The following is a 14,050-nucleotide window of genomic DNA, read 5'->3' as shown; positions in this document are numbered from 1 at the left end:
GTCGATTCGGCTGGCGCAGGCGCCGGCCCGTGCCGGCACCGGAGCCGCCGGTGGTGGTGGTGACCGACGGCGATCCGATCATCATCGTCCCGTCGGCGGATTTCGTGTGCTGCTCCTACAAGGGCTGCGGGGCGCTGCGCCCGCTCACCGAGGCGAGCGAGAACCGGCCGTGCCCGGGATGCGGCCGGGTCTGACCGAAACCGCGTCACCGGGCCGCGTCACCGGGCCGCACTCCCGAGGACGGCGCGGCCGCCGGGAGGACCCCGGCGGCCGCGCCGTCACCGCTGTCAGCGCCGCGCGACTCCGTCGGCACGGGCCGCGTCGGCCACCGCCTTCGAGACGGCGGGGGCGACCCGCTTGTCGAAGACACTCGGGATGATGTTGTCGTCGGCCAGCTCGTCGGCGATCACGTCGGCGAGTGCCCGCGCGGCGGCGAGCTTCATGCCCTCGGTGACCCGGCTGGCCCGCACGTCCAGCGCACCCCGGAACACACCCGGGAAGGCCAGCACGTTGTTGATCTGGTTGGGGTAGTCACTCCGACCGGTCGCGACGATCCGGGCGTACTTGTGGGCGACCTCGGGGTCGATCTCCGGGTCCGGGTTGGNCATCGCGAAGATGATCGACTCGGGCGCCATCGTGGCCACGACGTCCTCGGGCACCTTGCCGGCGGACAGGCCCAGGTAGACGTCCGCGCCTGCCAGGGCCTCGTTGATCGAGCCCCGCAGCCCCGCCTTGTTCGTCTCGGCGGCGAGCGCGGCCTTGACCGTGGTCAGACCGTCCCGGCCCGCGTAGATCATCCCGCGGCTGTCCCCGACGGCGATGTCCCCGATGCCCGCGGCGAGCAGGATCCGGGTGACGGCGATGCCCGCCGCGCCGGCGCCCGACACCACGGCACGCAGGTCCGACAGCTCCCGCCCGGTCAGGCGGGCGGCGTTCTCCAGCGCGGCCAGCGCGACGATCGCGGTGCCGTGCTGGTCGTCGTGGAACACGGGGATGTCGATGCGGTCCTGGAGCAGCGACTCGATCGCGAAGCAGCGCGGCGCCGAGATGTCCTCGAGGTTGATGCCGCCGAACCCGGGGGCGAGGCGGGCGATCGTGTCGACGATCTCCTCGGTGTCGGTGCAGTCGAGGCAGATCGGCACGGCGTCAACCCCGCCGAAGTGCTTGAACAGCGCGGCCTTGCCTTCCATGACCGGCAGCGCCGCGGCGGGACCGATGTCACCCAGGCCGAGCACCGCTGTTCCGTCGGTCACGACGGCCACCGTGTTGGACCGCCAGGTGTAGTCGTCGGCCAACGCCGGCGTCTCGGCGATCGCCATGCACACCCTGGCCACACCGGGCGTGTAGGNGAGGGAGAGATCCTCGCGGTTGTTCAGGGGGGCGGTCAGACCGATTCCGATCTTGCCGCCGCGGTGCAGCGCGAAGGCGGGATCGTCGTCGGACGGGCGCGGGCTCGGGCCGTCGAAGCCCGGCGACCCCGCTGGCGACTGCGCCCCGGCCGGGGCGACGTGGGACGGGTCAATAGTCGTGTGGTCGGTGGTTGCGGTCACGAAAGGGGCTCCTCGGACAAGCCACGGCGGTACCGTCCGGCGAACGGAGTCACTGCCCGGACGTGGCTAGGACGTTCCCGGGACCCCGACGAAGATCACACGTTCGCGGGGCGGCGGGCCTTGCGGTGTCGCCTCGACGTGTGAGGCGACCGGTGTGCCACATTCCTGCGACGGGGGTGGCCCGACGCTGCTTCCAATATGGCACGCGGAGCCCTCCGGGCCCGCCTGTCGGATTGGCCACCGACGAACCACAGATGTCATCAACATGAAACGTCGGGTACGGAAGGTGACTTCCGAGGTAGCGGAGGCATGACGCAGCAGCCCCGGCATGTGTCCCGGACGAGTCCGGCCCGCCGCTGTCCACCGGTTTGCGGCAGCCCGTGCGCGGCGCCGACTGTCGGCCATCCGACTCGCCTCGACGCGGCCTCCGGCGCCCCCGACGCCGGGTCCGGCACACCCGCCGGCCCCTCCCCCGGCCGGAGCCGGCGCCCGGGCGTCCCGGAGGGCGCGTCCCGCGAGCGTCCCGCGAGGGCACGTCCCGAGGGGGCGGGTCCCGAGAGGGTGGGTCCGAGGGGGCGTCCGGGAGCCCGCCCACCGCCGCCTTCCCGGCCGCAGCGGTGGGCAGCCATGACACCTTGGTTTCTGAATCGGGCCGAAAGTCGGGTGGCGCCGCGCCGCCGATTCCGCCGAGTTTCCCCCTCGTTTCCGGCNGGACATCACGCCAATGATCGAGGGTTCGAGACACGTCCATCACGGATGAACCGTGAGGTGATTCACGCCTCGGGCGATTGTTGTTCGTCCGTGGGTTTACGGAGTGCGGCCGGCGACGCGGACGCGATCCACCAACGGGCGGAAGGCCGGCCGGGTCACCGCACGTGATATCGGAACCTACGGACCGGGAGATATCCCGGCAGGAGCGATCCGCCNCACAACCTGTGGTGTCACCATCGTCACCNCGCGCACGCCTTCCCGGACGGACCTGTCGGGGAATCAGCGAACTAAACCTAGTAGCGTAGGTTCTCGTGGAGGTCNCCGAGCTGCCGATAGCCGATGCCTGGTTGTTCACCCCGCGCAAGCACGCCGACGCTCGCGGGACATTCCTCGAATGGTTCCGTACTGATGCGCTGGAATCGGTCACCGGCCATCGCCTCGACCTCGCCCAGGCGAACGCCAGCGTCAGCCGCGCGGGAACACTGCGCGGGGTGCACTATGCCCAGGTGCCGCCCAGCCAGGCGAAGTATGTCACCTGCGTCAACGGCCGCATCCTGGACTGCGTGATCGACATCCGGATCGGCTCACCGACCTTCGGGGCACACGCGGCGGTCGTACTCGACGACGTCGACCGCAGGGGCCTTTACATCTCGGAAGGGCTCGGGCACGCGTTCATGGCCCTCACCGACGGCGCGGTGATCACCTATCTGTGCTCGACTCCCTACACCCCGGAGCGCGAGTACGGCATCAACCCGCTCGACCCTGATCTCGACCTGCCGTGGCCGCCCGGCCTGACTCCGCTGCTGTCGGAGAAGGACGTCGCTGCCCCGAGCCTCAGCCAGGCCGCCGCGGCCGGCATTCTTCCCGCCTACGCCGACTGCCGGGCCTTCTACGACTCGCTGCGCCCGCTCGGCAGCGCCGCCGGCCGTTCCTGAACCGCCGGCCGTTCCTGAACCGCCGGCCGTTCCTGAACCGCCGGCCGTTCCTGAGCCGCCGGCGGCACGGAGCGGAACACGGCACCGCGCGGACTACAGCCGCACCCGCCGCCGGCGCAGCACCCGCGGCCGCGGCCAGTAGCGCACGACAACCCGGCCCAGGATGTCGGCGGCCGGGACCATCCCGAACGTGGCGCTGTCGGTACCGACGCCCACGTTGTCCGAACGCAGCCACCAGGAACCGTCCGGGTCGGCGAACTCAGCCCTTTTCACGCCGAGCCCCCGCTCCGGCAGCCGGGCGACGACCACGTCCCCCGGCCGGGGCGGAAGCCCCCACAGAACGAGGCAGGCATCGCCGTCGCGCAGCGTCGGACGCATGGACTCGCCGCGGACGGACACCGCCCGCGGAGAAAAGCTGGGGCTCACAGGGGTAGGTTGCCAGAAGGCGGGAAACCGGTCCGCGAGCTGCTCACTTGCGATCAACCTCCCGCGATCGCACCCACCCAGGGCCGGCCCATCCGGCGCGGACACGGTCGTCCTGGGCAACGGAAAACCATGGCGTACAGAGAGGACGGCGGCATGAGCCTGCTCAATCCCGCGACCAGCGTCAACGCCCACTGTGACCTGCCCTGCGGCGTCTACGACCCGGCTCAGGCGAAGGTCGAGGCCCAGTCGGTCAAGGCCATCCAGGAGAAGTACCAGGCCAACACCGACCCCGAGTTCCGGGCGCGCGCGCTGGTCATCAAGGAGGAGCGCGCCGAGCTGGTCAAGCACCACCTCTGGGTGCTCTGGACCGACTACTTCAAGCCGAACCACGCGGAGAAGTACCCGCAGCTGCACGAGCTGTTCTGGAAGGCCACCAAGGCCGCCGGTGCCGCCGGCGCCAAGGGCTCGGTCGACCCGGCCCAGGGTCAGCAGCTCCTCGACCTGATCGAGGAGATCTCCACGATCTTCTGGGAGACCAAGGCCGCCGCCTGAGCGACGGCGACCAGCACGGCGGACGTCCCCGTCCAGGTGGTCTGCGGCCACCTGGCGGGGACGTTCCGCTTTTCCCGCCGGTGCCGCCGTGCCCGCCACGGCGCCGCGGCGCACCACTCGTCCCGGAGCCGAAATGATCAGAGCCGCGCAGCCGGCGGACGTCGCCGACATCCTGTCCCTGGTCCGTGACCTCGCGTCCTACGAGCGGGAACCGGACGCGGTGGCGATGACCGCCGGCGATCTCAGCACCGCCCTGTTCGGTGACCCGCCGGCCGCCCACTGCCTGGTCGCGGTCCCGGCGCCCGCCGCCGCCGCCGTCGGGTGCGCGCTGTGGCACCCGACCTTCTCCACCTGGACCGGCCGGACGGGGATGTACCTGATCGATCTTTTCGTGCGGCCCGAGCACCGCCGGGCCGGGCACGGCCGGGCACTGCTCACCGAGCTCGCCGCGCTGTGTGTGCGCAACGGCTGCCAGCGCCTGGAATGGGCCGTGCTGGACTGGAACACGCCGGCGCACGCCTTCTACCGGTCGGTGGGGGCGGTACCCACCTCGGAGTGGACCACCTGGCGCCTGGACGCGGGGGCAATCGATGCGCTGGTGTCCGCGGCCCCGTCCCCGGATGTCCCCTGATCACCCGGGAGCAGGCCCCGAATCCCCCGGCTGGCGGTGCATGAACCGGCCATCCGGGATCAGCCGGGCACCCCGGCGCGCCATCTGATCACCCGACCTGCGACACCCCAGGCCCGCTGGGTACGGTGGTGAGCTAACGGGATGGTGCGCCGGACGCACCTCCCGGGCACGGCCATCATCGGAGTACCGCCCCGCGTTACGGGGCATGGGTCAGCACCGGAGTGTCGTCCGGAAACGGACATCGCACCCCGGGGCGCAAGGCCGGTCGCGGCTGCCCGCGCCCGGTACGAAGACGGACATCCATCGACGAGGATCTTCCTCACGACCCGGGCTCTTGGGGGTAGGAACGTGAATCCGACGCCTTCTACCGGCGGCGCGGAGAACTCCGACGGCGTTTCGGGCAAAGCCGCTGACGAAGGCGGCCCGCACGACGTCGTCCAGCTCACCCTGCCCGCCGCGAGTGCCTATCTGACCGTCCTGAGAACGGCTACGGCCTCCCTCGCGGCCCGGTTGGACTTCACCCTCGATGACATCGAGGATCTCCGCATCGCGGTGGACGAGGCCTGCGCGCTGCTCCTCGTCTCGGCCGTCCCCGGATCGTCGCTGGAATGCAGGTTCACCCTGGATCCCGGCGTCATGAAGGTCCTGGTCACGGTCGAAAGCCTGGACGGTGAGCCACCGTCCACCGAGACGTTCGCCTGGACCGTCCTGACCGCTCTGGCCGGGGACGTCTCCAGCTCGACGGGACCGGGATCCCGGGTGAGCATTGCCCTCCAGAAGCGTCGCGGCGACCGGGCCGACCTGGGCGAACCCCCGGCCGGGCACGTCGGCGGCTCGGGCGCGGCCTCCGCGGCGGCCCTCGGCGACACGGTAGGCACGCTGTGACTTCAGCCGGCAGAACACCCACCACACCCCGATCGGTACCGACCGGCCACGCGGGCGACCTCGACTCCGCGGGCGCCCTCGACGCGGTCGACCCGGTCGCGGCCATCAGTCAGCGCAACGCCGGGGATGTCCCCGGCGTCACCGCCCTCACCAGCACAGCGGGCCGGGAGGCCGGCGGTCGCGTCGAGTTCGGCGTCGGACCGGTGTCGGAGCACGGCGCCACCTCCCAGCCCGGCTCCGCCCCGGCGCCCGGCGGCCCGGCCGGCGGCTCCGCCGTGGGCGAGCAGGCCCAGCCGGAGGAGACGGCCGACGCCGCCGGTTCCGATCCCCCCGCGCACTCCGGCTCCGCGAGCACCTCCCCGGACCGGGTCCGCGCCCGGGCGCTGTTCGTCCGGCTGGTCTCGCTGCCGGAGGGCGATCCGGAGCGGGCCGCCCTGCGCGACCAGCTGGTCCGCATGCACCTTCCGCTCGTCGAGTACCTGGCCCGCCGTTTCCGCAATCGCGGGGAGCCGCTCGACGACCTGGTACAGGTCGCGACGATCGGTCTGATCAAGTCGGTCGACCGGTTCGACCCGGAGCGCGGGGTCGAGTTCTCGACCTACGCGACGCCGACGATCGTCGGCGAGATCAAGCGCCACTTCCGGGACAAGGGCTGGGCCATCCGGGTTCCCCGCCGGCTCCAGGAGCTGAAGCTCTCGCTGACGAAGGCGACCTCCGAGCTGTCCCAGTCACTGGGCCGCTCGCCGACGGTCAGCGAGATCGCCCGCCACCTGGAGATGAGCGAGGAGGAGGTGCTGGAGGGCCTGGAGTCGGCGAACGCCTACTCCGCGGTGTCCCTCGACGCACCCGACTCCGGTGACGACGAGGCCCCGGCGGTCGCGGACACGCTCGGGGTGNAGGACGAGTCGCTGGAAGGCGTGGAGTACCGGGAGTCGCTCAAGCCGCTGCTGGAGAAGCTTCCGCCGCGCGAGAAGCGCATCCTGCTGCTCTGCTTCTTCGGCAACATGACGCAGTCGCAGATCGCGAACGAGCTCGGGATCTCGCAGATGCACGTGTCCCGGCTGCTGGCCCGCACGCTGGCCCAGCTGCGGCGCGGGCTGCTGGAGGACGGCTGACCCACCGGCGGCCAGCCGATCGCAACGGCCAACCGACCCCCGGGCCCGGGTCGGCTCGGCTCGGCCCAGCTCACCGTGCCTTCACCGGCTTCGTCCTACCGGGCCTTCGTCGCGCTCCTCGGCCGACCGGGCGTAGCCGCCGCCGAGGCCCAACCCCACGATGATCGCGAGCGGCACCACCAGCAACGGCACCCCGTAGCCGTACAGGCCGCCCTGCAACAGCCCCCAGGCGACGGGGAGGCACAGCACCTGGGTGACCAGGGCCGGCGAGCGGAATCCGCCCCGGCCCCGCAGCACACCCCAGGTCACCAGGCCGAGGCAGGCAGCACCCACCAGCGCCAGCAGGCCGCCGGTCTCCGCCCGCCCGACGTCGTCGATGTCGGAGCCGAACCCGCGGACCACCAGCAGCAACCCCAGGCCGAGAAGCAGCGCCGTCTCAGCGGCGAGCAGCGCACCNGCGACGAGCAGCGGCCGCGGCACGGCGCCCAGGCCGGCCCCCGGCCCCGCCTTCGGGCCGGAGTCGCCCACGGCACGACGGTTGGTACCCATCCGCAAAGATTACGGCGCGGGCGGCGGTGCGGTCGGCCCGTGGGCACCGCGGGCCCCGCGGGCACCGGCTCGGTGTGAGAGTTTTCCCTCCCCGCCGCCCTTAATGAACGCGCAGGCTACCGTATTGCTATGCGCGGGCTGCTGGTCGTCAATCCGGTTGCGACCACCACTACCGAGCGGGTCCGCGACGTGCTGGCCACCGCTCTGGCAGCCGACGTCTCACTTGAGACCATTGTCACCAAGGGCCGCGGCCACGGGGTCGAGTTGGGTGCCCACGCCCGCGAGCTGGGCGTCGACGTAGTGATCGTCCTGGGTGGCGACGGCACCGTCAACGAGGTCGTCAACGGCCTGGTCGGCAGCGGGCCGGCCGGGGAGGGCCCCGCGCTCGCCGTGGTCCCCGGCGGCAGCACGAACGTGTTCGCCCGGGCGCTGGGCTACTCGCTGTCCCCGGTGGAGGCAACCGGGGAGCTGCTCGGCGCGCTGCGCGAGGGCCGTTCCCGCCAGGTCAGCGTCGGCCTCGCCCACTACGGCGACCAGCACCGCTATTTCGCGTTCTGTCTGGGGATGGGGCTGGACGCCGACGTGGTGGCCGCCGTCGAGCGCCGCCGGGAGAAGGGGCGCCGCAGCACACCGGGGCTGTTCCTGCGCTGCGCGCTCGCGGAGCTGGCACGCGGCGGCGGCCGCGGCGGCCCCGGCATCACCGTCACCTCGACCCCCACGGCGGACGACGGCGAGCCGGTGGAGGTGGCGCTCGCGATCGTGTGCAACACCCGGCCCTGGACCTACCTGAACAACCGGCCGGTGGCGGCCTGCCCGGAGGCCTCCTTCGACACGGGCCTGGACCTGCTCGGCCTGCGTAAGGCGCGGGCCACCAGCGTGATCCGCACCGGGCTGCAGATGCTCGGGAGGAACCCCGAGCCGCACGGCCGCAACGTGGTCGGGCTGCACGACGCGGCGTCCATCACGCTGCGTGCCACCCGCCCGACAGCGGTGCAGATGGACGGTGAGGTGCTCGGGTACTTCGAGTCCGTGGAACTGACGAACCACGCCCACGCCCTGCGTGTGATCGCCTGACGCCCTCGGCCCTCGGCCCTCGGCCGAGATCAGCCCTCCGGCGGGGTCAGCCCCTTCCGAGTGCCCGGCTGATACCGGCCGGGTCGTCACAGATGATTCCGTCGACACCGGCGTCGCGAAGCTCAAGCGCCGCCTCGGCCTCGGTGACCGTCCAGGTGACCAGCCGCACGCCGGCGCTGCGCGCGCGCCGCACGGCATCCGGCACCCCGCGGACGGCGGACACGTGGGCGTGCAGCTCGGTGTGGCCGGCCGAGCGGACGTAGGCGATCCCGCCGCTGACCGACATCCGCGGCATGGTGAGGAACGCGGTCCCGACGCCGATACCGGCATCGCGCACCGCCTCGATCGCGAACCAGTCGAAGGACGAGACCGTGATGGCCGGTGCCGCGTGGCCCCGGGCCCGCAGCAGCTCGACGAGCGCACGCGCCGTCCGCTCACGTGGAGCGTCGAAGTCCGGCTGGCCCGGCTGGTTCTTGATTTCCAGAATCAGCCGGCCGCGCCCGCCCCAGACGTCGAGCATCTCGGTCAGCGCGGGGATACCGCGGCTCGCCAGCTCCCTGGTGGAACGACGGATGACAGCCCGGCCACCGAAGCGGGGAAGGCGCGCGTCGTGCACGCACACCAGGTCACCGTCCGCACTGCGGCGGATGTCTAGCTCGACTCCGTCCGCGCCCGCTCGTAACGCGGCATCGACGGCCTCGACCGTGTTCTCCGGACCAGGTGTCCGGCTGCCGCGATGGCCCAGAACCTCCATTGCTCCATCCTGCACGGAGCCACCCGGTACCGGTAGCNGACACGGGGCCGGGCACCGTGATGCCCAGATGGCAGAGGCGATGACTCAGCGGCCAGCAGATGACTCAGCGGCCAGCATTCGACAGGTGGAGCTCGCCGCGCGACCGCGGTGTCACGAGGGACGCGGTGTCACGAGGGACGCGGCGCCAGCCTTCTTACACGAGTTAAATCAACACCAAAGCGACAGCGTAGCACAGAATGACGAGACGTCATGACCGGCCAGATCAACATCATCTACGATGGGAACGGCGCGCGGCACTCCGCTACCNNACAACGGTCAGACATGATCCAGAGCCCCGCAAAACGCTACGGGACAANGGATTCTCTCCCAGCGACCAATGATGGACGGAGGGTCGCGCGATCGGTGGTCCACATGTGTCCCCGGTGGACAGGTACCGGCCAGACCCGGTGTGAAGAGGCATGCAGGTTCTTGCGCCCCTGCCCGTNCCGGTGGGAGGGTGGCGAATGTCCGAGGTAGATGCACGTGCACCTGGGACCACGCGCATGCACTCGCACAAGCCTCCGCCGTCGCGGCCCGACCAGACATCCGGAATTTTCTTCTGGGACGCGACGCAACCATGGNGGCTCACCGAGCGTCTGATGNGCCGTGTGGTCCGAGACGAGAGAGGGAGTAGTACGCATGGACTGGCGCCACCGCGCGCTCTGCCGTGACGAGGATCCCGAGCTCTTCTTCCCGATCGGTACAACCGGTCCGGCAGAACGCCAGGTCGAAGAAGCGAAGGCAGTCTGCAGGCGTTGTGCGGTCACAAGTGACTGTCTCAACTGGGCTCTTGACACCGGGCAGGATTCCGGAGTCTGGGGCGGCCTGAGTGAGGATGAACGCCGGGCGCTCAAGCGCCAGGTCCGCCTGCGAGTTCGCACCGCCTGAGCCTGACCTCGCCCTGCCCGGGGCGGAGTCGAGCCAGACGGCGCCAACACCGAACACGCCTGCCCATGGCAGGCCCACCACAACCGAACATCGACCGCGACCAGCCAGGCTGTGTACGGACGGGCCGAATCTCGCCCCGGCATGGGCAAGTAGGCCTCATTCCGTGCCACAGCACCGGATCCGCGCGCGCTCAGCGCGGGAGTCGCATGAGGTAACACCATCGGCCGCTCTGTCCGGCCGTCCGCCGCAGGTTCCTGCACGGACACGGACGGAGCGGCCGAAAAATCTTTCCGGCCCACCGCGGCCGGCGGCCGACCCGCCCCCGACGACGACGCCACCAGCGCACGTCGGCCGTGGGCGGAGGTCACGAATGTGGGTCTACCCCGCCACGCGGACCCCAAACACACGACTTCAGGAAAGTGGGATCGACAGCAGGGCCTCCGTCCCCCGTGCCGGACCGGCCTGCAGCCGGATGGTCCCGCGCATCTCGCCCAGCACCAGCTGCCGCACGATCTGCAGCCCGAGCCGGGGTGAGTGCTCGAGCTGGAAGTCCTCGGGCAGNCCCGCGCCGTCGTCGGCGACCACGACGTCGAGGCGGTCGCCCTCCCGCCGCACGCGGAGCTCGATCGCCCCCGAGGATCCGTCGAACGCATGTTCGACAGCATTCTGCAGAAGCTCCGAAAGCACAAGTGCCAACGGCGTGGCGAGCTCGCCGGGCAACCGCCCGAACGACCCCGTCCGCCGGGTCGTCGCCCGCGTGCCGGTCGAGGCGAGGTCGACCGTCACCGAGGTGATCTGGTCGGCGATCTCGTCGAACGGGACGGACTCCCCCAGCGTCTGGGAGAGCGTCTCGTGCACCACCGCGATCGACGTCACCCGCCGCACCGACTCCCGCAGCGCGTCCCGGGCCTCGTCCGCCTTGGTGCGCCGCATCTGCAGCCGCAGCAGGGCGGCCACCGTCTGCAGGTTGTTCTTGACCCGGTGGTGGATCTCGCGGATCGTCGCGTCCTTGCTCAGGAGCTGCGCCTCCCGGCGACGCAGCTCCGAGATGTCACGGACGAGGACGAGCACCTCCCGGATGGCTCCCGGGAACAGCGGAATGGCCCGCAGCAGCACCACGGTGCTGCCCGTCTCCAGCTCGACCTCGACCGGGCGCCGCCGGCTGATCGCGTGCCACACCGCCGGGGTCGTCGCCGGCAGGTTGAGCGCGCGGTGCACCGTCCGCAGGTCCTCACCGGTGACGTTCCCGGTGTAACCGAGGCGGCGGTAGGCCGACAGCGCGTTCGGACTCGCGAAGATGACCTTGCCGGCGCCGTCCAGGCGCATCATCCCGTCGCCCACCCGCGGCGGCTCCGGCAGCTCCGCCGAGCCGGCCCGGAACGGGAAGGCGCCTTCGGCGATCATCAGGGCCAGGGTGTTCGCGGCCTGCAGATACGCCGACTCCAGCGCGCTCGGCGTGCGGGTCGTCGCCAGGTTGGTGTCGCGGGCCAGCACGGCGATGACCCGGTCGCCGTGCCGGACCGGGATCGCCTCCGTCCGGACCGGGACCCCGCCGTCCCACTCGGGCTCGCCCTCCCGGGCGATGCGGTGCTCGCGCCAGGCGTTCTGCACCACCCACCGGTTGATGACGACGCTGCCCACCTCGTCGTTGTGGTAGGCCGTCGGGCCGGTCGTCGGGCGCACCNGGGCGACGACCTGGAACTCCATGCCGCCGGCATGACCCGCCCGGACGGAACCGGACCGCACGGGCACGAGCAGCAGCAGGTCGGCGAACGACAGGTCGGCCAGCAGCGCCCAGTCGGCGACGAGCGCATGCAGATGGTCGATGTCGTCGCCACGCAGATCAGTGCTCGCTCGCAGGGCGTCGGCCAGGGTTCCCACGGGACGCAGACTGCCAGACGCCGCCCGGGGCGTGCCGGGCGGCCGGGCCGGAATGCGCCGTACGCTCGCCGACGTGACGCCCGACAGCACTCGCGTAACGTCCCCCACCACCCTGGTCGGCGGGTCCGCCGACGCCGATCCGCTCGGTTGGCTGCGCGAGGCGGCGCGCCTGCGCGCGCAGGCCGGCCTGCGTCGCGAGCTACGGCCCCGGGCGGCCCGGGCCGCGCATCTGCCCGCGCCGGCCGCGGGAGCCGCGGCCCTGCCGGTCCAGGGTTCCCTCCAGCCCTGGACGGACGGCGATCTGCTGCTGGACCTGGCGGGCAACGACTACCTGGGGCTCGCCCGCCATCCGGAGGTCGTCGAGGGCGGCATCGCGGCGCTGCGCTCGTTCGGCGCCGGGTCCACCGGCAGCCGTCTGGTGAGCGGGACGACCACCCTGCACGGTGACCTTGAGAACGCGCTCGCCGAGCATCTCGGCTTCGCCTCGGCGCTGGTCTTCTCCTCGGGCTACGCGGCCAATCTGGCGATGCTGACGGTGCTGACCGGTCCCGGCGACATTGTGATCTCCGACGAGAACAACCACGCCTCCCTGGTGGACGCCTGCCGGCTGTCCCGGGCGAAGGTGGTGGTCACCCCGCACGCGGACGTCGCCGCCGTCGACCGGGTGCTGGCCACCCGGGCCTGGCGCCGGGCCTTCGTCCTGACCGACTCGGTCTTCTCCGCGGACGGCGATCTGGCGCCGCTGCCGGAGCTGCACGCGGTCGTCCGGCGGCACGGTGCCGTGCTGCTGGTCGACGAGGCCCACGGGCTCGGTGTCGTCGGGGCCGGCGGGCGCGGCGCGGCGGCCTCGGCGGGGCTCGCCGGCCAGCCGGATGTAATCGCGACCGTGACCCTCTCCAAGTCACTGGGCAGCCAGGGCGGCGCGGTACTCGGGCCGGCGATGCTGCGTGACCACCTCATCGACACCGCCCGGACCTTCATCTTCGACACCGGCCTGGCGCCCGCCTGCGCCGGCTCCGCGCTGGCCGCCCTGCGGCTGCTCACCGAACAGCCCGACCTGCCGGCGAAGGTCCGCGAGCGCGCCCGGGAGATCGCCGCCGCGACCGCGGCACCGGAGCCGGCCGGCGCCGTGGTCTCCGTCGTGCTCGGCGATCCGCAGCGGGCCGTCGCCGTCGCCGCGGCCTGCCGGGAGGCGGGGGTGGCCGTCGGCTGCTTCCGCCCGCCGACGGTGCCCGCGGGCACGAGCCGGCTTCGGGTCGCCGCCCGCGCCGACCTCAGCGACAGCGACGTGCGGCGGGCCGTCACGGTGATCACCGATGCCATCGCCAGGTTCCCCGCCCCGTGAGCGTGATTATCATCACAGGAACTGGGACCGGGGTGGGCAAGACCGTGGTGACGGCGGCGCTGGCCGCGCTCGCCGCGGCCGACGGTTCCGCGGTGGCCGTGGTGAAGCCCGCGCAGACCGGCGTGCTTCCCGGCGAGCTCGGCGACGTCGACCTCGTCCGGCGCCTCGCCGGCATCGAGGACGTCCACGAACTCGCGCGGTACGCCGACCCGCTCGCACCGGTCAGCGCGGCCCGGCGCGCGGGGCTGCCCACCCTCGACCTCGCCACCGTCGCCGGCACCGTGCGGGACCTGCGGGCCGAAGGTCGTCTCGTGCTCGTGGAGGGCGCCGGGGGCCTGCTCGTCCGCTACGACGACGACGGTTCCACCCTGGCTGACCTGGCCTGCCAGCTGCGGGCGCCGGTCCTCGTGGTGACGACCGCGGGGCTGGGCACCCTCAACGCGACCGCCCTCACACTGGAGGCCATGGCACACCGCGGCCTGGCGCTGGCCGGCATCGTGGTCGGGTCCTGGCCGGCCGAGCCGGACCTGGCCGCCCGCAGCAACCTCGCCGACCTGGAGCTGCTGGCGGCGCGGCCGCTCGCGGGGGCCGTCCCGGAGGGTTCGGGGCAGCTCGACACGCAGCGGTTCCGGCAGGTGGCGCGCGCCTCGCTGGAGCCCGCGCTCGGCGGCACGTTCCACGCCGGGCGCTTCCGCGCCCGGCACGCGCCATGACG

The 14,050-nt window shown here is 72.2% G+C and carries 13 protein-coding genes and 6 pseudogenes; 11 read left to right on the top strand and 8 right to left on the bottom strand.

Translation table 11 applies throughout. The features are described from left to right. Positions 1–29 precede the first annotated feature (29 nt). Positions 30–194, top strand: coding sequence for a hypothetical protein (locus UG55_RS14350; protein WP_242424325.1), 165 nt, complete (start codon positions 30–32; stop codon positions 192–194). A 93-nt stretch (positions 195–287) separates the two neighbouring features. Here UG55_RS14350 and UG55_RS36880 read toward each other — a convergent pair. The 3 pseudogenes from UG55_RS36880 to UG55_RS36870 all read right to left on the bottom strand — a co-directional run. Then, positions 288–604 (bottom strand): annotated as a pseudogene (locus UG55_RS36880) (malic enzyme-like NAD(P)-binding protein); the annotation flags it as partial. Between the two features lies 1 nt (position 605). Beyond that, positions 606–1,348: pseudogene (locus tag UG55_RS36875) on the bottom strand (NADP-dependent malic enzyme); the annotation flags it as partial. Between the two features lies 1 nt (position 1,349). Further along, a pseudogene (locus UG55_RS36870) lies at positions 1,350–1,550 on the bottom strand (NAD-dependent malic enzyme); the annotation flags it as partial. Between the two features lie 1,032 nt (positions 1,551–2,582). Between UG55_RS36870 and UG55_RS14340 the strand changes: the two are divergent. After that, positions 2,583–3,196, top strand: a 614-nt coding sequence (locus tag UG55_RS14340; protein ID WP_242424324.1) for a dTDP-4-dehydrorhamnose 3,5-epimerase family protein, incomplete at its 5' end; no start/stop codon positions are given. Between the two features lie 93 nt (positions 3,197–3,289). On the opposite strand, the gene UG55_RS14335 is transcribed toward UG55_RS14340, so the two are convergent. Further along, on the bottom strand, positions 3,290–3,622 hold the full coding sequence (locus tag UG55_RS14335) for a S24/S26 family peptidase (RefSeq protein WP_066068323.1): 333 nt from the start codon (positions 3,620–3,622) through the stop codon (positions 3,290–3,292). 153 nt (positions 3,623–3,775) lie between these two features. On the opposite strand from UG55_RS14335, the gene sodN reads away from it, so the two are divergent. The 6 genes and pseudogenes from sodN (at position 3,776) to UG55_RS14305 (ending at position 8,428) form a co-directional block, all read left to right on the top strand. Continuing rightward, positions 3,776–4,174, top strand: a complete 399-nt coding sequence (gene sodN / locus UG55_RS14330) for a superoxide dismutase, Ni (protein WP_066068320.1) — start codon at positions 3,776–3,778, stop codon at positions 4,172–4,174. A gap of 133 nt (positions 4,175–4,307) precedes the next feature. Next, positions 4,308–4,805 (top strand): GNAT family N-acetyltransferase, encoded by a 498-nt coding sequence (locus UG55_RS14325; protein WP_066068317.1) that lies wholly within the window; start codon positions 4,308–4,310, stop codon positions 4,803–4,805. A gap of 348 nt (positions 4,806–5,153) precedes the next feature. Beyond that, positions 5,154–5,690 carry an anti-sigma factor gene (locus tag UG55_RS14320; RefSeq protein ID WP_066068315.1) on the top strand — a complete coding sequence of 179 codons (537 nt, stop codon included), beginning with the start codon at positions 5,154–5,156 and terminating at the stop codon, positions 5,688–5,690. Next, positions 5,687–6,586 (top strand): annotated as a pseudogene (locus tag UG55_RS14315) (sigma-70 family RNA polymerase sigma factor); the annotation flags it as partial. The gene UG55_RS14320 and the pseudogene UG55_RS14315, both read left to right, overlap by 4 nt. A gap of 1 nt (position 6,587) precedes the next feature. Next, on the top strand, positions 6,588–6,805 hold a 218-nt coding region (locus tag UG55_RS36865), incomplete at its 5' end, for a sigma-70 family RNA polymerase sigma factor (protein ID WP_242424322.1). A 678-nt stretch (positions 6,806–7,483) separates the two neighbouring features. Then, positions 7,484–8,428, top strand: a complete 945-nt coding sequence (locus tag UG55_RS14305; RefSeq protein WP_066068305.1) for a diacylglycerol kinase family protein — start codon at positions 7,484–7,486, stop codon at positions 8,426–8,428. Positions 8,429–8,474: 46 nt separating this feature from the next. On the opposite strand, the gene UG55_RS14300 is transcribed toward UG55_RS14305, so the two are convergent. Next, positions 8,475–9,182 carry a glycerophosphodiester phosphodiesterase gene (locus UG55_RS14300; protein ID WP_066068303.1) on the bottom strand — a complete coding sequence of 236 codons (708 nt, stop codon included), beginning with the start codon at positions 9,180–9,182 and terminating at the stop codon, positions 8,475–8,477. Between the two features lie 678 nt (positions 9,183–9,860). Here UG55_RS14300 and UG55_RS27340 point away from each other — a divergent pair. Then, a complete protein-coding gene (locus UG55_RS27340) occupies positions 9,861–10,109 on the top strand; it encodes a WhiB family transcriptional regulator (RefSeq protein WP_018634477.1) in 249 nt (82 codons plus the stop codon). Positions 10,110–10,520: 411 nt separating this feature from the next. Here the strand turns inward: UG55_RS27340 and UG55_RS36860 are convergent. The 3 genes and pseudogenes from UG55_RS36860 to UG55_RS36855 form a co-directional block, all read right to left on the bottom strand. Then, positions 10,521–10,670: pseudogene (locus tag UG55_RS36860) on the bottom strand (ATPase); the annotation flags it as partial. A 1-nt stretch (position 10,671) separates the two neighbouring features. Continuing rightward, positions 10,672–11,793, bottom strand: a pseudogene (locus tag UG55_RS14295) (sensor histidine kinase); the annotation flags it as partial. 1 nt (position 11,794) lies between these two features. Then, positions 11,795–11,990: histidine kinase N-terminal domain-containing protein (locus tag UG55_RS36855; protein WP_242424321.1), on the bottom strand; the 196-nt coding region annotated here is incomplete at its 3' end. 52 nt (positions 11,991–12,042) lie between these two features. Between UG55_RS36855 and UG55_RS14290 the strand changes: the two genes are divergently transcribed. Then, the gene (locus tag UG55_RS14290) at positions 12,043–13,335 is read left to right on the top strand and encodes an 8-amino-7-oxononanoate synthase (protein ID WP_083986801.1); all 1,293 of its coding nucleotides are present in this window, start codon (positions 12,043–12,045) and stop codon (positions 13,333–13,335) included. Continuing rightward, positions 13,332–14,048, top strand: coding sequence for a dethiobiotin synthase (gene bioD / locus UG55_RS14285; protein WP_066068299.1), 717 nt, complete (start codon positions 13,332–13,334; stop codon positions 14,046–14,048). Before UG55_RS14290 ends, bioD begins: the two co-directional genes overlap by 4 nt. Positions 14,049–14,050 lie beyond the last annotated feature (2 nt).

This window comes from Frankia sp. EI5c (assembly GCF_001636565.1).
In the GTDB taxonomy this organism is placed as follows: Bacteria; Actinomycetota; Actinomycetes; order Frankiales; family Frankiaceae; genus Parafrankia.
This window is presented reverse-complemented; position numbering and strand designations above follow the sequence as displayed.